Origin of the sequence: Bifidobacterium sp. ESL0682 (assembly GCF_029392815.1) — a bacterium.
Classification (GTDB): Bacteria; Actinomycetota; Actinomycetes; order Actinomycetales; family Bifidobacteriaceae; genus Bifidobacterium.
On record NZ_CP113942.1, the window covers coordinates 1,800,137 to 1,818,012 of the forward strand.

The window sequence follows — 17,876 nt, forward strand, 5'->3', positions numbered from 1 at the left end:
GCACTGTGCACATTCAACAACGATTTCGTCGGTAATCCATGCGTCTATCTCAGTTCTTCGCTCAACACATTCAACCAAACCCGTTCAAGACAGCTCTTGCAACGCCGATTCGATATCGGATCTCGGCAGGCATGTGGCAGGTCCCGAATGGCATGTTGACAGTCCGCCGGCGCAGTTGGCAAACTTCAACGCCCGAACGATGTCGTCCGATTCAAGCAACGCCGCGCAGAGTACGCCCGCATGCGTGTCACCTGCCCCATTCGTGTCCACAGCGGTGACTTCAAGGGCCGGAATGTGGGCAACCGCCGCTTCGCTGCCTCGGCGCCCGTCGCAGTACCATGCGCCCAACGCGCCGACACGTACGATAACCCGATCGCCGAGATACCCCGCGAGCGCACGGCATTGTCCCGCATAATCATCGGAAACAACGTCAAGCCTGAACCGAGAGCAAAGAATGGCAGTCTCGCGCTCGTTCATCGTCCATATCGGGTGCAGCCCGCATAGGTCTTTCAAGCAGTCATCGCTGATATCGGCAATCATCGGACTGGTGTCGAAAATAACGTAGCCGTTGTCCCATCCTGCGTTTTTCGCGGCAAACCTGCGTATCGCCTCGGTGTTCTTTTGATGGGAGAACGAATATCCGCATAGATACACCACATCGCCGTTGACGAGCTCAATGTTCTCGTACGAGTCCTCCGGCACCTGCGTTTCGGCACCACGCGTCGAAACAAACGTACGCTCACCGTCTGGCTCGGTCATCGCGATGCTGTAACCGGTATCAATGTCGGGCAGTTGGGCTCCGCCCATCTCGACGCCAATCGAAGACAAGGCCTTGCGGGCTACATCCGCCATCGGACCGGTGCCGATGGCGCCCAGATATGACGCACGCGCACCCATCTGTCGGGCGGCGTATAGCACGTTGTAACCACCACCCGCGCTCATGGCCTGACGCGTGGCGAAAACGTCGCCTCCACGCTCAGGCAGGTGGTCAACCGACAAGGTCAAATCCACACATACCTGAGCCAGATGAATCAATTCGGGTTCACGCACGGTTGGCCTCATCGCGTTCAAGTTGCGTTTCCTGTTTCTTGACTTGCGGCAAACCGAAAATCGCATATAGCACGCCTGCCAGTAGCAACGACACCAACCAGGCCAAGCCGTTCTTGCCGATCGCGGTATTGGCCAAAGGCCCAGAGAACCAGACCACTTTGTCGGAAACGCGCGCGGTGACGAAGAGGAAACCAACCATCAGACCGACCAGCCAGCTGACCATGGCCGCGATATTGATACCGTGCCAGTACCAATAGCGGGAACCTTTGCCGAGATCGAGCAACGCGGCAGAATCGTAGCTCTTGCGTTCAATCAGATCGACCAGGAACACACCAACCCAAGCCGTCAGCGGTACCGCCAGCAGGGAGATGAACGTGACGAATGGGCCATAGAAACCGCCCGAACCGAGCATGAAATACATGGCGCCGACAGTGGTGACCACAATATCAAGCGACACCGCGTATACGCGCGGAATGCGGATGCCGAGCGTAATGGTCGTCAGCCCTGCGGAATAGACCGACAGATTGTTGGACATCAATAGTCCTGCGAACGCCGCAATCAGGTAAGGCACTGAGACCCAAACCGGCAAGGCGCCGCGCACCGCAGCCACAGGATCGGAGGCCGAAGCAAGACCCGAACCACCAGCGGTAAGGATAGAGCCCACTCCGATGACGATGGTCAATGGAATCCCGGCCCCTGCCGCAGCCGTAAGTACCAAGGATCCGCTTTTTACGCTGGTTTTCTGGTAGCGCGCCATGTCGGCTCCGGAATTGACCCAGCCGATACCACTGCCCGACGCTATCGTGCCGATGGCGACGATAAAAGCACTGGTGGAGCCGGTCTTGCTGGAGAGCAGGGTACCCCAATTCACCGTTGAAACGAGATAAATCGCGACAAACAGCGTCAGCGCGCCGAAAATCCAAGTGGCCCACTTCTGGACTTCCAGGATGAAGGCATGACCAGCCACGGAAATCACAGCGGTCAAGGCCACGAAGATGACCACGCAGGCGAAGGTCAGCAACGGGATGTCCTTGTAGCCGGCGGGCGTGTGGAACATGATCACGCACAACGATAGAAGAGCCGATGCGCCGGTGATGGTATTGACGGTCTCCCAGCCGAGGCGAGAAATCAGCGCCACCAACGTCGGTCCGATGTTGCCGCGAACGCCGAAAATCGCACGGGAGAGCGTCAAGGAAGGTGCGCCTCCACGACGGCCGGCTATGGATACCAGCCCAACCAAGGCGAATGAACCAAAGGAGCCGATGATGGTGGCCAACACCGCCTGCCATACGTTCAGGCCCAACGCGATGATGGTGGCACCCAGCGGGATACCCAGAATCGAGATATTGGCCGCAAACCAGACCCAGAACAGCTCGCCCGGCGCCCCGTTACGTTGATTCTCCGGCACCGGTTCGATGCCTCGTTGCTCGACACGGGAAAGAATCCTGCCTTGCTTTGATGCTGACATTTGATTGACTCTCTTCTACTTGTTGTTGTTCACATAGTTAACGGTTATTGACCAGAGATTTCCGGGATTGGTTTTCTGCTATGCGTTGCAGAAATTGATCATCGACTATTGACTACCTTGAAAATCAGCCTTCGCTTTCCTCTGCACGTATTGCCAGCAGCGGCTCCACTGATTTCGAAAGATCGAGATGCGAAACGGCAGCGACTTGCGCAGTCAGCTCCTGAGGAAACGCGTCCGCTCCGAGCGCAGCGCCGAGCATGGCCCCGGCTATGGCACCCATCGTGTCGGTATCGCCGCCGATGTTGGCCGCTGTCAGCAACGCTTTCAACGGTTCATCCGCATAGCGGTATGCCAACGCAAACACCGTCGCCACCGACTCGTTGGACTCCACAGATGTACCGAATTCGTCGCGCAGCGTATCCGCGAAGCGATCATCGTCATCACCCGTTTCTCGCGCGAAATCAAGAGCGAGATTCACACGCGAGACCACACTGGCTTTGGGACTCCAAGCCGCTTTTTGGCAGGGCGTACCGGCCGCCAATCGAACAGCATCGCCCAGTGCGTCGCGCACGCCCTCACCGGCAATGCCGAAACTCACGGCAGCCGCTACCAGCAGAGCGCTTTGAAAACCGGGCACCGTGTTATGCGTCACCCGGCAGGACTCATATACGTAATCGGCGAAAGACGGGCGGCTGGCATCATGGGCGATGCCGACCGGAGTCACTCGCATGGCCGCACCGTTGGTCGTTCCGGTTCGCCCGGTCTGGGTAATATCCGCGCCATTCCTGACTTGTTCCAGCGCGAGTTTGGTGGAGGGGCCGAGTAGATCCAAAGAACCTCTGCGCTTCATATCGTCTTCCCAATCCAGCAGTGACGTCGCCAGACGCTGCGGGTCGATATGCCCTTTGCCTTCCGCGATCAGCTCTGCGACCAAAAGAGCCTGTTCGGTGTCATCGGTCACGGAGCCCGCAGCCATGCTCGGAGCAATCGGCTGATTGGCTATCGCATCCACCAACCCCGCAACATTCCCATATAGCCGACGCGATCCATTCCCTGCTCATGCTTTGCGTCGGCATGCCTAGAGCATCACCTAGCGAAAGCCCTCGCAACGCGCCAATCGCATGATCTCGCACCACATCCATGTCGGATTCCATATCCGTCAACCTTCTCTCGGCAACCTATCGATAGTTCTAATATAGTCACTATGACTATAAGTGCAATCTCGTACTTACTACAGTCTTGTAAAAATCTCGCAGGAAACACCTTTTTATAAGAACGCTCATCGTTTATTAGCCAGATTGATGGCAGCGACGAAAAGACATTGCCAACTAAAAGAAGACCCGGCCAAAACGAACCTGTTCTATCCAGCGGGCGAGCTATAGTTGAAAAGTTATTCACGGGTGCGGGGCCCTCTCAATCCCGCAGGCCGTGAGGGACAACGTGGATTCGAGCAAGTATGCCCCACATACGAGCGAGAAACCGCAATGAACCAACAAGGAGAGCCACAATGGCTACCAAGATTCGTCTGAAGCGCATGGGCAAGAAGTTCTATGCCTTCTACCGCATTGTCGTCATGGATTCGCGCAAGAAGCGTGACGGCAAGTCGATCGAAGAGATCGGCCTGTATGATCCGAACCAACAGCCTTCGATGATCAAGATCGATTCCGATCGTGCTCAGTACTGGCTGGGTGTCGGCGCACAGCCGAGCGATCCGGTCCTGAATCTTTTGAAGATCACCGGTGACTGGCAGAAGTTCAAGGGTCTGCCGGGTGCCGAAGGCACGCTGAAGACCGCAGAAGCCGGCCCGGATGCTGCTGCTCGCGTCGAAGCTGCTGAGGCTGACGCCCAGAAGCTCAAGGCCAAGCAGTCCGAAGCCAAGGCAAAGGCCGAGGCTGAGAAGGCCGCGGAAGCCGCCAAGGCTGACGAGGAGAAGGCTGAAGAAGCCGGCGCCGAAGAGGCCAAGGCCGAAGAAGCTGAGACCGAGAAGGCTGAGTAATCATGCTCGCGCAAGCTGTGGAACATCTCATTTCCAATATCGTCGACTTCCCCGATGATGTGTCGGTGAAGTCTCACGAAAACGCCCGTGGCGAACTGCTGCGGGTGCGTGTGAACCCTGAAGACATCGGACGTGTGATCGGTCGTTCCGGCCGCACCGCCAATGCGATCCGTACCGTGGTGCAGGCTTTGTCCGACCACAAGGTGCGCGTCGACATCATGGATGTCCGCAAGTGAATCGCGACGAAACTATTTCGCAGCAGGCAGACCCTCAGCAGCGCGAACTGTTGAGGGTCTGCCGTATCGGGCGTGCACAGGGACTCAAAGGTGAGGTCAACGTCCGTTCGTTTACCGACGAACCGGAACGCCGGTTCGCTGTCGGTTCGGCTTTATATACGAAAGATGGCGAGCACGCTTATACCGTCGCTCATTCCCGTACGTTCAAAGACCGCTGGATTCTGCATTTCGAAGGCGTTGACAACCGTGACGCTTCCGAGGCACTAAATGGGTTGGATTTGTACGTCGAAGCCGATGATCCTGAAGAAATGGCTGAGGAAGACGCTTGGTACCCCAAGGATCTCATCGGTCTTGTTGCACGCGTCGCAGAGAATCCCGTCAACGGAATCGATGCCGCGAAGTCCGGCCAAGTCATTGGCAAGGTCGTAGATGTGATCGACGGCCCGGCACAATCCCTGCTGAAGATTCGTTTAGCTACGCCCGTCATCGAGCAAAAAGACGGCAGCTTTATTCCGGCCTCTTCCGATGAAAACGACGAGAACGAGAACACTGCAATCATCAAAACAGCTCTAGTGCCATTTGTTGATGAACTCGTACCAGACATCGATCTGGATGAAGGCTATCTCACGCTCGACCCGCCAGTCGGTTTGATTCCGGGCTTGTAAATCCGCGCATCAGTCTTTTGTTACCCAGACGGATGGGGTCACGATATGGTTGAAACCATGAAGATTGATATCGTGTCCGTATTTCCAGAGTATTTTGAAGCCCTCAACGTCGGCCTGTTCGGCAAGGCCATCGAACGCGGGCTGCTCGATGTGAAAACACACGATCTGCGCGACTGGACCCACGACGTGCACCATTCCGTCGACGATACGCCTGTCGGCGGCGGCGCGGGTATGGTGATGAAGCCGGAAGTTTGGGCCGAATGCCTCGATGATTTGCTGGGCTTAAAACCCGTTGAAATCAACGACGAAGACAATCCTGCCACATTCGCTACCACTCACCAAGTAGCTGACAGGCCAGTCCTGATTTTTCCCAATCCTTCCGCACCACTGTTTACTCAGCGCGACGCGACCGAGCTTTCGCACACCAGCCACCTTCTCTTCGGCTGCGGCCGTTACGAAGGCTATGACGCACGTATCCCCCGCTATTACCGAGCGCAAGGCGTTGATGTACGCGAATACTCCATCGGCGACTACGTCTTGAACGGCGGCGAAGTGGCCGTTTCGGTGATGCTTGAGGCCATCACGCGTCTGATGCCGGGTTTCATGGGCAATCCTGACTCCATCGTGGAAGAATCCTACACCGGCCAGAACGCGCTCTTGGAGCACTACCAGTACACGAAACCGGCCGTCTGGCGCGGCATGGGTGTTCCCGATGTCCTGACCAGCGGCGACCACGGCAAGGTCGACCGTTTCCGTCGCGACGAAGCCATCGCTCACACCGCCCAACTCCGTCCTGACCTCATCCAGCAGCTCGACTGCAAATCGCTCGACAAAGCCGACCGCAAAACCCTGATGTCCCTAGGCTGGGAGGTCTCCGGCCCTCACCCGCGCAAGCTGGACGATTAATCTCGTTATTCTGCCAAGTTGGCTTTTATGTTATTTATAAATAACATAACTACCCTATTTACCCATAAATGTTATTTATAAATAACATAAATAGCGGTTTTAGGGTATTATGTTATTTATAAATAACACGGTAAAGCAAGCAGAGCATCCAGAGGTGGACGATATGACCGTTTTAAAAGTACAAAACTATATTCCACGCCCCGACCTGCTCAAGCGCCTCGAAATGTTCCGCAACACTCCGGATATCAAAGTACTTATCGGTGTCAGAAGATGTGGAAAATCAACGGTCCTGCAGATGTTTGCGGATTTCTTACGAACCGAAAACGTTCCGAAAGCTAACCTCTTCTATCGCCGTTTCGATAGTTTCGACACCCCAATCGATTACGACGTGATAACGCTCTACAACGAACTCCAAACAGCGATGGACAAAGCCGACAACAATTACCCGATGACGGTGATGCTCGACGAAATTCAAGATATCGATGGCTGGGAAAAAATAGTTCGGCGCCTGCATACGCGGGAAAACACCGACGTGTATATCACCGGTTCGAACGCCAACCTGCTTTCCAGCGATCTGGCCACATATCTGACAGGACGGTACGTAGAAATTCCCGTTTACCCCCTTTCTTTCAAGGAATATTGCGTATTCTCCAAAGCTGAAAACAAACATCACACATCCAGCAAAACAGCAAAGAAAACTGCCACGGATCCCGAAACCGCCCTTTCACGAAATGTCTCAACCGATCAGCAGTTCAACGAATTCTTACGTTTCGGTGGGATGCCAGGACTTTTCGCCTTGAGGGCAAGAAACACGACGACTGTCGGCACGGAACTTCAATCCATCTATGATTCGATAGTTTTCAAGGATGTCGCGCAACACAATAACATACGTAATCTGGGAGTGCTTGAAAAAGTCAGCCGCTTTCTTTTCGCTACTTCTGGTTCACTGTTCTCGACTAGAAAAGTGGTCAATACTCTCAAAAGCGCAGGCGAGAGCATCAGTACTACCTCTTTGAATAGCTACGTCGATGGTCTCGAAAAGGCTTTCCTCGTTTACCGAGCCGAACAAACGAACATACAGGGCAAATCCATGCTACGGCCAATGAGCAAGTTCTACCCTGTTGACGTCGGGTTCAGAAATCTGGCCACCGATTTCTCGCAACGTGATCTGGGTGCGCGGTTGGAATGCGTGGTGTACATGGAATTGCGTCGACGAGGTTACAACGTGGCCATCGGCACTGACGACGATACTGAAATCGACTTCATCGCCACCAAAAACGATCTCGTCAAATCCGAAAAACTCTATATCCAAGTCACCGCAAGCATGTTGGAAGAGACGACAAGTCAGCGCGAACTCGCACCGCTGCTCAATCTGACGGATGCTTTCCCGAGAATCGTCATTACGCTGGATTCCTATTCTTCCGGTATGACTCCCGAAGGCATCAACATCGTCAATGCAGTAGATTGGCTGCTGCAATAATAAGAAAAGCCGCGGGTACAAACACACAGCAAACAGCAAGATCATAATCGATAACCAGTGCTGAGTACTTGCTATCGCCACATCGCCGTTTACTTATTATTGCTTTTGCCCAAGTCGGCTACTCATGGTCGATGTAGTAGACCTCGGTTTCGCCGTAGTGGCGCTGATCGCTAACTTGCCAGCCTTCGGGCATCGTCAGCGCGTCGGAACGGGTCGAACGCTCAAATAGTATTACCGTTTGTTCATTTGCGGCAGGCGATACAGCCAAATCAGCGATGAGTTGGTTGCACTCTTCGGTGGTGAGTGCATAAGGCGGATCGGCGAAAATCACGTCGAAGGCAGGGCCATCATAGCCGGAGGCGATGCGTTCGGCGCGCTTGCGCATCACGCGGGCTTTCATCGTGCGAGAATCCCACGCACGGTTGCGTTTGAGATTACTCAATTCCTTATCAATCAGGGCAGCTGCAGGCCCAGCTAACTCAACGGCAACCAGCTCATCCGCACCACGCGAAAGTGCCTCGATGCCCAGCGCCCCGGTTCCGGCGAACAGGTCAAGCACTCGGGCGCCATCGAGCACTCCCCATGCCTCAAGCTTCGAGAAAATAGCCTCTTTCGTCCGGTCGGTAGTCGGCCGCGTACCCGGCTTGGCTTTCGCCAGCTCAAATCCCTTGAATCGTCCCGCAATTACACGCATATTCGCCATCGTAGCGTCTGGCCGAAACCGATAAATCTATCGAAAGCTCCATCGGACTGCCGGATGGCAACAAGCGACAGATAACACAGATCCTTTTCCGTGATGAATCAGTTGCTCAGGATTTCCGATTCACCACCTCGCGTGAAGTCAAGGACAGCACCGGCAAGCTGAGTTTCATCGGCCAGCGTCGGGTCTTGCTTGAGCAGCGCTTCGGCCTGCTCGCGCGCATCGGCGATAATCTTGGCATCCTTAACCACGCGCAGGAGCTTCAAGCCGGATTTGCCGCCGGACTGGGCATCACCCAACACGTCACCGGCACCGCGCAACTCGAGATCGGCCTGAGCGATTTCAGCGCCGTCAAGCGACCCTTCGATGACCTTCAGTCGCTGTTCGGCGATGCTGCCAGGTTCGGCACGGGAGACGAGGAACGCCCAGGAATCGGTGCCGCCACGGCCGACGCGACCGCGCAGCTGATGCAACTGGGAAAGGCCATAACGGTCGGCATCAAAAATGGTGATGCAACTGGCCTGCGGCACATCCACACCCACTTCGATGACGGTCGTCGCCACCAGAATCGGCGTTTCACCGGACTCGAAATCAGCCATTACCTGCCGTTTGGTCTCGTCATCATCTCGTCCAGTCAGAGTCGCGAATTTGATGCCTGCGAACTGCGGAAGGGACGAGAGACGCTGCGCAATTTCATCAACGGCATGCAGCGGTGGCTTCGGCTCGCGGGGCGTGCCATCGTCATTCTCGTCGCCGTAATCGTCGACTTCCACGAAGCCGCTTTCGATATCGTCGCTACCCGCACCAGAAATCGAAGACTTTCCTCGACTGCGACCACCGGAACTGGCACCTGCCGAAGCTCCTGCGCTCGCCTTGCCGCCTGCCGCGGCCAAAACTTCTGCATCGGCTTCATCCGCGTCGATGCGCGGGCAGACCACATAGGCCCGCTCCCCGCATCGATGCGTCGACGAATATGGACGAACATCTGACCCATCGTATTGCCATCGGCTTCAGGCACGATGAACGTGCGAATCGGCTTGCGGCCGCCAGGCAACTCGGTGAGCCACGAGATGTCGAGATCGCCGAACCATGTCATCGCCGCGGTGCGCGGAATCGGCGTCGCGGTCATGACCAGCAGGTGAGGCGTCTTGTCGCCTTTCGAACGCAGAATCTCGCGCTGTTCAACGCCGAAACGATGCTGTTCGTCGATGACCACCAAGGCCAGATTCGGCGCTTGGAACATCTTGGAAAACGCGGCATGAGTGGCGATGATGATGCCAGGTTCACCGCTGGCCGCCGTGGCGAGCGCCCTGCGCCGCGCCGCCAGTTTCATACCTCCGGTCAACAGTGTCACAGGAATGGTCGGTTCATGTTCAACTTTGCCGGCAATCTTGCCGACCATGCCACTGATAGTCTCGAAATGCTGCTCGGCAAGCACCTGCGTCGGCGCCACCAGCACGGCCTGGTAACCCGCACCGACGGCCTGCAGCATAGCCGCAAGCGCCACTACAGTCTTGCCTGAGCCTACTTCGCCCTGCAACAGCCGCTGCATCGGTAGCTTCGGCCCATATCCTCACAAATGGTGTCAATAACGTCCTGCTGACCTTTGGTGAGCACAAACGGCAACGAGTCGACGAACCGTTCCCGCAGCTCGGAATCCTTGCATTCAACCGTCTCGGCCTTGCGGGAATGCTCACGTTCCTGCAACACGGAAATCTGGGAAACGAACGCTTCCTCATAACGTAAGGTGTCCAGTGCGCTGTGGAATGCCTTGGTGGATTGCGGGTCATGGATGGCGGCGAACGCATCGGCTCGGTGCATAAGGTGCTTAGCTTCGATCACGTTCTGTGGCAACACGTCGGGGATTGCAGCACGCAAGGCCAGAGTATCCGTTTCGCCATTGTTATTGCCGCTTTTTAGCTCCGCTTCCCCGCTCGTTCGCAACGCATCGAGCATCGCAACGATGGATTCGTGGATATGCTCGGTGGAAATACGCGACGTAGCATGGTAGACCGGACGCGGGCGGCAGACATGCTGCAACGCTTCGTAGGAGGTTGACGCATCAAATCTCAGTGCATTGGCCTGAACCGGCTGTGAGTTCGCAGCGGAAGCACCAACACTGGCAGAGACACCATTTGCCGACGCCAATTGCACATTGACCTGACTGGAAGCATCATCGAAAGAAAGTTCGCCAGCACTGGCGGAACCTGACGCTACTGCAGGATCGACGAATACGTTCGCACCTTCCAGCATCACTGTGAGCACTTCTGGATGGGTGAATTGCAACTGGCCATTGAACTCCGTGGGAGTGCCTGAAAGAACGACCTCGGCGCCAGAATGCAGGCGACCACTCATCCAGTCCATATACTGCTTTTTATGCGAGAAAAAGACGAGTCTACAACTCGAGGCCGGAACCTGGCGGCTCGCGGCAAACGCGGTGTCATCGACAACAGCTTCCAGCCGGAAACCGCGCCGGCCGCCCATCGGAATGACGCGCATGAAACGCACCACTGCGGCGAACGCCATCGGCATGCCGACCTTCGCCTCACGAATCGCGCGCAAGGGCACGGGCTCGGTGACGCGGAACGGATAGTAGGTCAGGGCGTCGCCGACCGTCACCATGCCAAGCCCTTTCAACGCGCTGACCCGCCGCTTGTTGGCGATTAGCGCGGAAATCGGGGTGGTCAAAGTGACGGTATTGCTCATACTTCTATTCTATTGAAGGCCGCCGAACGGTTGGAAATCATAGGCATATCCAACCTTGCATGTGACGACGCTGATGCATGAAGACCAGCGCTAGATGAGCGCTATATAAAGGACCAATCACACAAGTTCATTCGTACCTTAAAATGATGAAATCACTCTTTTAATACAAAAATTCCGTATAAATCAACAAATATATTGCCTTGAAACGGCTGTATTCAGCCAATTGGCAAAACCTATTTGTTGACTTATGCGGAATTGATCAGTTGAAGCCGTTTACCTAACGACTTTCCAACTGCTATTCACAGACACTCATCAGCGCTTGGAAGCATCGTCCGTCGAAGTCTGCTTCGAGAGACCGAAGGAGACGATGAAGGCGATGATGGCAAGAGCCAGCGCGAAGGTGAAGCCCCAGCGCGAGCCAGTGACGAAGGCCATGGCCTTGCCGCCGGAATGGGAGGAAGCTTCGCCTGCACCAAGCAGAATCGTGGCGACCGCGGTGATGACCGCGCCGACGACCTGCTGCATGGTGTTGAGGATAGTGGAGCCATCGGTCGAAAGCTGCTGCGGCAGGGAGGCAAGAGCCGAGGACTGAGCCGGGCTCATGGCCATCGGGACGCCAATCATCAGGATGACGTGCGCGCAGATGATGTAGGCGATGGAGGACGACGGGCTCGCCAGCATCAGCAGAATCACACCGATCATGGAAAGCACCAAGCCACCACGGACCAGCCACTTCGCGCCGACGATGTCGTAGAGACGACCGGAGAACATGGAGACCAGCGCGTTGACCACGCCGCCGGGCAGCATCACCAGGCCGGTGAGCGCGACCTTCACGCCCAAGCCGTTCTGCAGTTCCTGAGGCATGAGATACATAGTGGCCAGCGTGATGCCGAAGTTCATCATCACGATGAGCGCACCGACGGTGAACTGACGGATGCCCAGCGCATGCAGGTCGATGACCGGGTTGTTCATGTGCAGCTGACGATAGCTGTAGCAGGCGATGGCGAGGATGCCGATGACGAGAATGGCGATGACCGGCAGTGAGAAACCGAAATCGCTGATGAGGCTGACGCCGAGCACGAAGCCACCGAAACCGAGAATCGAGGTGATGCAGGACAGCAGGTCGATATGCGGCTTGGTGAGCTTATAGGCGTTGACCATCCAGATCGCGGCGCAAACGAATGCGACCAGCGCGACAGCGGCAAAGAAGAAGAAAATCGCACGCCAGGAGAACGCGCCAATGAGCGCGCCGGCGAGGGTCGGGCCGATGGCCGGAGCGAACATCACGACGAGGCCGGCAGTGCCCATGGCAGCGCCGATCTTGTTGAGCGGGAAGACCTCGAGAATGACCGAGAACATCATCGGCAAAGCCAAACCGGTCGAGATGCCCTGAATCATACGACCAGCGAGCAGGATAGCGAACGAATTGCCCGGTGCGAAGCCGGAAATCAGCGAGCCGATGAAGAACATGGACAGCGCAAACAGCAGCAATGGCTTGGACGGAATCCACTTCAACAGCAGACTGGTGAACGGCAGCACGATGCCGATGACGAGCATATAGCCCACCACCATCCACTGTGCGGTACCGGAGCCGATGTGGAAGCTCGTCATCAGGTCGGGCAGCGCGATGTTCATGGCTGTTTCGCTGAGCATTCCCAAGAAGGCACCGAGATAAAGACCCAGCATCGTGAGGTTCGGATGTTTAACATCCACACGCGCTTTCAACGCCCCATGCCCTGCTGGCGCGGCGTTCTGTTGTTGCGATTGAGGTTTCGCCCCCTCAGCTTCTTTTAAGTTCCCGTTTTCGGGCGCAGTTGACTGTGACATGGCAGATCCCATGTGTTTCTTCTCCATTTCATTCCCACGTCTTATCGCCGTTCACGGTTGCGCAGGACATTCGTGTATCGCGCGTTCAGGCGCATTCCTTTATATATGTAAGGGTGACGCGGGAAGGCGTCCACTTTTCTAAAACAGGAACCCCTCAATTCCCAAAGCGAAATCTCATTATTAGCAGTTCACTGGACAACAAGTATTGCACCGTTGGATATTTACACCGCAAAGCACGGGCCGAAATACAGTATCCGAGATTGGCCTCGTCTTGCGAGAGTAAGCGTTCACCCATATAGCGTCCCACAGAAAATCCACTGTACGGGCATGGAAAAACCTCCGACATCAAATGATGTTCGGAGGTTTGAAAATTGCTATTCGCTACTTGCGATTCACGCAACCACGCGCTGAACCTTGCCAGCCTTGAGGCACTTGGCGCACACACGAACGCGAACGTTCTGTCCGTCGATAGTGGTGCGAACCGGCTGAAGGTTCGGGCTGAAGGTGCGCTTATTGCGGATATGTGAATGCGAAACGCTGTAACCGGTCTGCGGTCCCTTGCCGCACACTGCGCAACGAGCTGCCATAATGGACTCCCTAAACTATTTTGACTTGCAAGTCTTGATGCCGTCATCCTGCGTTTGGGCGCACAACAGCGACACACAACTTATCAAGTATACAACCAGTGACGACCAAGGGCAAGATAGTGCGATCTCAGCCGCATCTCTTGTCACAGGAATATGCCCGCCTTCACAGCCATACTCACCTACCGGAGCTAACCGACTCAGCTTGCTGCCGTTCAGCACAAGCTCACGATACGATAGGAACCGCAGCAACGCTCACAGCCCGGAGTGACAACATCCAAATCTGCTCGTTGTCTCGGTCACTGCCCTCCTGCCCCCACCCAAAAGAGACAAGCGCGTTTGACCCGAAAGAATCACCGATGCAGTCAACGCCTTTTGCCCTTCTTCAACGGCGTAACTAGACATTGTTAACACTTAATGTTCGATACCCTTGCTATGCTTGTAATGCAATAACTCAAACCCACCAACGATTAGGCGGCAAACTCTTGTATCCATACCGATAATTTATCTTTCCCAGCATTCCATACCAACTTAAAATCAGCGTTCGAAAAATATGTGATTTTCGTCACGTTTCAGTTTATAATATAAGAATGAATTGCGTAAAGAGGACTACACTAGCATGCGGTTTAGCTGATTTAATGCGCACCGTTGTGGTCATCCCATTAAATTTTCGTGTTTTCTCTACGCGATATTCGAATTTTGGTGCCAATAAGCGGCCACTATCCTCTAGAATCAGTACAGAAATTCTTCACAACGGAATTTCTTCAATTATCAGGAGGCATCACAATGTCTAGACCCCGACAAGACTCCAATCAGTTGCCGGCTACGACACGCATGGAAAATGCGTTCTGGAAGTTGCTTGAGGAACGAGATTATCCCAAAATCACCGTCACCGATATCGTGGACATCGCCGGTGTCAACCGTAACTCTTTCTACTACCATTACTGTAAGCTCAACAATCTGGCCGAAGCCGCGATTCAGCATGCCGTCGAAGGTGCTAGCAGGTGCTTGCCTGAATTCACCGTTGATCCGGCGAAAGCCTGGAACGGCATCGTCATGCAGCTGATCGGCGTACCGGCGAACCGTCTCTATATCGACCGTATGTCGCTGACAGTCAGCGAACATAGCTCGCCGTTCCTGATCTTCACCGTTCATGACGCCATTCGCGACGCCTTTATTACTTGGCAGCACCTCGACCGCAATATGACCATGAATCAGCAGGTCCTTTTGGAGTTCTCTGTGGGCGGTCTTCTGGCGATTTTGGGTATGTGGCCAAAGCTTTCAAGGGAAACCACGGTCGAACAGTGGAGCAATCTCGACGCTGCCCTGGTGGCCCGTACGCTCTACATGGCTGTTTCCGACGAAAGCATGCCTGGCTTCTGGGTGCAGATGTTCCGTAGCGCTCTTAAGAAGGGCGACAGCTCGTTGCTCAAGAGCATCGCCACAGCCGAAAGCACCGATCAGGACTTCAAGCATGAGATCGATGCCCTGATTGACGACCTTCACAACATGCAGCACCAGCATGTTGACGGATTCACTGGTCATCCTCAGCTCATGGGAGATATCAGCCACTCGGCTTGATTTCTGATTCAGCCGGTCCAACGGGCAGAGCTAACGGGGGTAAGCTAAAGCCTTATGGAAATATTGTTGGACTGGCTTAAGGCGCATGACAGTCGTATCATCTTTCTGGTTGTCGTACTGGCCGCTGCTTTTGTGGGGACAAAGGCAGTTTCTCGCGGCCTTAAAAAACTTTTACACCATTCCGGCATTCCGAACGCCTCGATTTTCATCAACCTCTCGCTGGTGGCGATTTGGACGATAGCCGTAGCCATGGTGCTTCAGCCGGTTTTCGGCATCAATCCGACCACCATCGTCACCGCTCTCGGCGTCGGAGGCGTGGCCATCTCGCTGGGTCTCAAAGACACCATCGCCAATGTCATCTCCGGTTTCGGGCTGATGCTTGGCCATGTCATCCATCCCGGTGACCATGTCAGCATCCAGGGCATCACCGGCACTGTCGAAGACATCACCTGGCGGCAGACGGTGGTGCGTGAACGCAACGGCAACCAGCTCATCATTCCTAATTCTGTGCTCAACACTTCTGCACTCGAACGGCTCACTCGCGAAGGCGAAGCCTGCGTCAAGGTCTCATTCACTGTGAAACCTGGTACCGATCTGAAAATGGCAGCGAAACGCATCACCTCGGTGCTCAAAGAATCCACGGCCAATTTCACCGACCGCAGGAACCCGCCGCAAATCAATTTCACCGGATTCTCAGCCGACGGTGTGCAGGGCGACGCGCTGCTCTTCGCCAATTCCGGCATCGATCAGGCGCGCGTACGCGATTGCGCGGTGCGAACGCTGGCGAAAGAAGATTTCATTCTCTAAATATGGCGATTCACAAGCCGCTGAAAATCCGACGAATACCTCGTCGACAATCAGCAATCAACAACGGCCCGCACCCAGATTCAGGCACTGATCAGACGTTGAATAACGCCGCAATCATCAGCAATGCGCATATCACCACAAAGGTGATGGCCCCGGGATTGCCCAGCACCGTCTTGATTCTCACACCCCTGGGCAATTCCTCTGGAGCGGTGAAGAAAACGAGCTTCTTACGGTTGATGATGGCCAGGACGATACCGACAATCAATATCACCACGATGAAAAGTTCATAGGCCAACAACGGAATGAGCTCGGCTCCATGGCCGGAGGCGAATACGTTCCTGTAAGCCGCGCTGGAACCGGAAGTGACCGCCTTCATCGTGGACTTGCTCATCGGCAGGTAAATCGCTTCCGGCAGGAATCCGCCGAAGAAATTGAACGTCATGTGCATGGCAATGGTGTAACGCAACTTGCCGGTGCGCACATAGACATAGGCCAACAGCAAGCCAAAGCCGAAGGCATAGAAGAACTGGAAGAAGTTGCCGTGGAACAGTCCGAAGGCGAAGGCGGAGACCAGAATCGCGGTTTTCTCGCCGTATTGTTGGACGCGATCGATCAGCAGGCGGCGGAAAAGCCACTCCTCGAAGATCGGGCCAATGATGACCGTGAGGAGTATCAGGCTCAGCGGGTCGAGACCCTGAATCACTTTGTCGATGCTGCTTTGCGCATGGCCGGCTGAGAACAGGGCGGAGAGGAAGGAGCCGATCCAACTGCCAATATAAGAAATCGGGAACGATATTGCCATCAGCGTCAGGAACATGCCCACACTCATGTTGCTTGTTTTGCGTTTGACTTTCGGCACGGTGCGGAATATCAACAATGAGAGCGGAATCGCGACCACATACAGCGGGCCGTTGCTCATCAGCAATTCGGCCCACATTGGCAGGTTCTTCGGATCAACCACCATCGATACCACCTGGCTGATGGCGAGGGCGAGCACGTTCCACACCAGAATGACCATGGTCAAGGTGAAGCCGATGGTCGAGAAACGCTTGCGGACGTTGCCGAGCCAGCGGGATAACGCAGCTTGGCGGGCCGGATCAGGCTGGTACCAGAAGCCGTTCGCGGCAGGGCGGGGGTAGCCATACTGTTGCGGCATCGGCTGCATGTACTGCGGCTGACCATACCGTGGCAGCTGGTATTGCGGCTGCGGATATTGTGGCTGTTGGTACTGGTACTGCTGGGGCTGAGTGTATATCGGCCGCTGATATTGGTACGACTGCGGTTGCTGCCAAGCTTGCTGCTGCGGATATTGATTCTGATAGGTCTGGTACTGCGGCTGAGTCATCGGCTGATTCGGCTGCCCAGGATATTGCGGATACTGATTGAGCTGATACGACTGACCTGGATTTTGAGTCTGACTCGGGCCAGTTGGATAATCCTGCGTTTGGTACGATGGGGTCTGTTGCGGTTGCGGGCTTTGAGCCGCAGACTGCATTGGTGAGCTGCCCTGCATCATCGGTTGCGTAACCGGCATCTGCTGTTGCGTTTGCTCAGATTGGCCCGGCTGGGCGGTATTTTGCCAAGTCTGGAACGGCTGAGACGACTGATTGGCAGTGTTCTGCTGGGACAACGATTGCAACGTTCGGTAGGCAGACTCGGGTTGGTATTCGGACTGTTGATCTTCAGCTGGTGAAGACTTCTGGTCTCCTGCGATGTCGTCTTGACGGAATTCACCCGAATCAGGCGTTGGTTCGTTGGAAAAGTCGTCTTCCTTCATGTTGTGGCGCGTCCCTTCAGCTCAAGCATACGTGATACGTTCAGCGATGATGCAACCTTATCGCAATTTCAATTGCATCATCAAGGACCAACA

Annotated in this window: 14 protein-coding genes and 1 pseudogene; 7 read left to right on the plus strand and 8 right to left on the minus strand. The window is 55.1% G+C overall.

The window, feature by feature from the left end; translation table 11 throughout:
* Positions 1 to 84: 84 nt before the first annotated feature.
* The 3 genes from OZX57_RS07495 to OZX57_RS07505 form a co-directional block, all read right to left on the minus strand.
* Positions 85 to 1,050 carry a PfkB family carbohydrate kinase gene (locus tag OZX57_RS07495; protein WP_277162034.1) on the minus strand — a complete coding sequence of 322 codons (966 nt, stop codon included), beginning with the start codon at positions 1,048 to 1,050 and terminating at the stop codon, positions 85 to 87.
* On the minus strand, positions 1,043 to 2,518 hold the full coding sequence (locus OZX57_RS07500; protein ID WP_277162035.1) for a cytosine permease: 1,476 nt from the start codon (positions 2,516 to 2,518) through the stop codon (positions 1,043 to 1,045). Before OZX57_RS07500 ends, OZX57_RS07495 begins: the two co-directional genes overlap by 8 nt.
* 124 nt (positions 2,519 to 2,642) lie before the next feature.
* On the minus strand, positions 2,643 to 3,530 hold the full coding sequence (locus tag OZX57_RS07505) for an ADP-ribosylglycohydrolase family protein (protein ID WP_277162992.1): 888 nt from the start codon (positions 3,528 to 3,530) through the stop codon (positions 2,643 to 2,645).
* A 495-nt stretch (positions 3,531 to 4,025) separates the two neighbouring features.
* On the opposite strand from OZX57_RS07505, the gene rpsP reads away from it, so the two are divergent.
* The 5 genes from rpsP to OZX57_RS07530 all read left to right on the plus strand — a co-directional run bounded on the left by rpsP (position 4,026) and on the right by OZX57_RS07530 (position 7,801).
* Positions 4,026 to 4,514, plus strand: a complete 489-nt coding sequence (rpsP, locus tag OZX57_RS07510; RefSeq protein ID WP_277162036.1) for a 30S ribosomal protein S16 — start codon at positions 4,026 to 4,028, stop codon at positions 4,512 to 4,514.
* A 2-nt stretch (positions 4,515 to 4,516) separates the two neighbouring features.
* Entirely contained in the window at positions 4,517 to 4,750 is a 234-nt protein-coding gene (locus OZX57_RS07515; RefSeq protein ID WP_277142488.1) for an RNA-binding protein, read from the plus strand.
* A gap of 14 nt (positions 4,751 to 4,764) precedes the next feature.
* The gene (rimM, locus tag OZX57_RS07520; RefSeq protein WP_277162993.1) at positions 4,765 to 5,415 is read left to right on the plus strand and encodes a ribosome maturation factor RimM; all 651 of its coding nucleotides are present in this window, start codon (positions 4,765 to 4,767) and stop codon (positions 5,413 to 5,415) included.
* 57 nt (positions 5,416 to 5,472) lie between these two features.
* Entirely contained in the window at positions 5,473 to 6,321 is an 849-nt protein-coding gene (trmD, locus tag OZX57_RS07525; RefSeq protein ID WP_277162994.1) for a tRNA (guanosine(37)-N1)-methyltransferase TrmD, read from the plus strand.
* A gap of 163 nt (positions 6,322 to 6,484) precedes the next feature.
* Positions 6,485 to 7,801, plus strand: a complete 1,317-nt coding sequence (locus OZX57_RS07530; RefSeq protein ID WP_277162995.1) for an ATP-binding protein — start codon at positions 6,485 to 6,487, stop codon at positions 7,799 to 7,801.
* 118 nt (positions 7,802 to 7,919) lie between these two features.
* Here the strand turns inward: OZX57_RS07530 and rsmD are convergent, their stop codons facing one another.
* From rsmD to rpmB, 4 genes and pseudogenes are all read right to left on the minus strand, one after another.
* Positions 7,920 to 8,495 carry a 16S rRNA (guanine(966)-N(2))-methyltransferase RsmD gene (gene rsmD, locus OZX57_RS07535; RefSeq protein WP_277162037.1) on the minus strand — a complete coding sequence of 192 codons (576 nt, stop codon included), beginning with the start codon at positions 8,493 to 8,495 and terminating at the stop codon, positions 7,920 to 7,922.
* Between the two features lie 107 nt (positions 8,496 to 8,602).
* A pseudogene (locus tag OZX57_RS07540) lies at positions 8,603 to 11,207 on the minus strand (ATP-dependent DNA helicase RecG).
* A gap of 312 nt (positions 11,208 to 11,519) precedes the next feature.
* Positions 11,520 to 13,034 (minus strand): MFS transporter, encoded by a 1,515-nt coding sequence (locus OZX57_RS07545; RefSeq protein ID WP_277162038.1) that lies wholly within the window; start codon positions 13,032 to 13,034, stop codon positions 11,520 to 11,522.
* Between the two features lie 392 nt (positions 13,035 to 13,426).
* The gene (rpmB, locus tag OZX57_RS07550) at positions 13,427 to 13,621 is read right to left on the minus strand and encodes a 50S ribosomal protein L28 (RefSeq protein ID WP_277162039.1); all 195 of its coding nucleotides are present in this window, start codon (positions 13,619 to 13,621) and stop codon (positions 13,427 to 13,429) included.
* Between the two features lie 783 nt (positions 13,622 to 14,404).
* Here rpmB and OZX57_RS07555 point away from each other — a divergent pair.
* On the plus strand, positions 14,405 to 15,199 hold the full coding sequence (locus OZX57_RS07555; RefSeq protein ID WP_277162040.1) for a TetR/AcrR family transcriptional regulator: 795 nt from the start codon (positions 14,405 to 14,407) through the stop codon (positions 15,197 to 15,199).
* A gap of 54 nt (positions 15,200 to 15,253) precedes the next feature.
* On the plus strand, positions 15,254 to 16,006 hold the full coding sequence (locus OZX57_RS07560) for a mechanosensitive ion channel domain-containing protein (RefSeq protein ID WP_277162041.1): 753 nt from the start codon (positions 15,254 to 15,256) through the stop codon (positions 16,004 to 16,006).
* A gap of 91 nt (positions 16,007 to 16,097) precedes the next feature.
* Here OZX57_RS07560 and OZX57_RS07565 read toward each other — a convergent pair whose 3' ends face one another.
* On the minus strand, positions 16,098 to 17,783 hold the full coding sequence (locus OZX57_RS07565; protein ID WP_277162042.1) for a CPBP family glutamic-type intramembrane protease: 1,686 nt from the start codon (positions 17,781 to 17,783) through the stop codon (positions 16,098 to 16,100).
* Between the last annotated feature and the right edge of the window lie 93 nt (positions 17,784 to 17,876).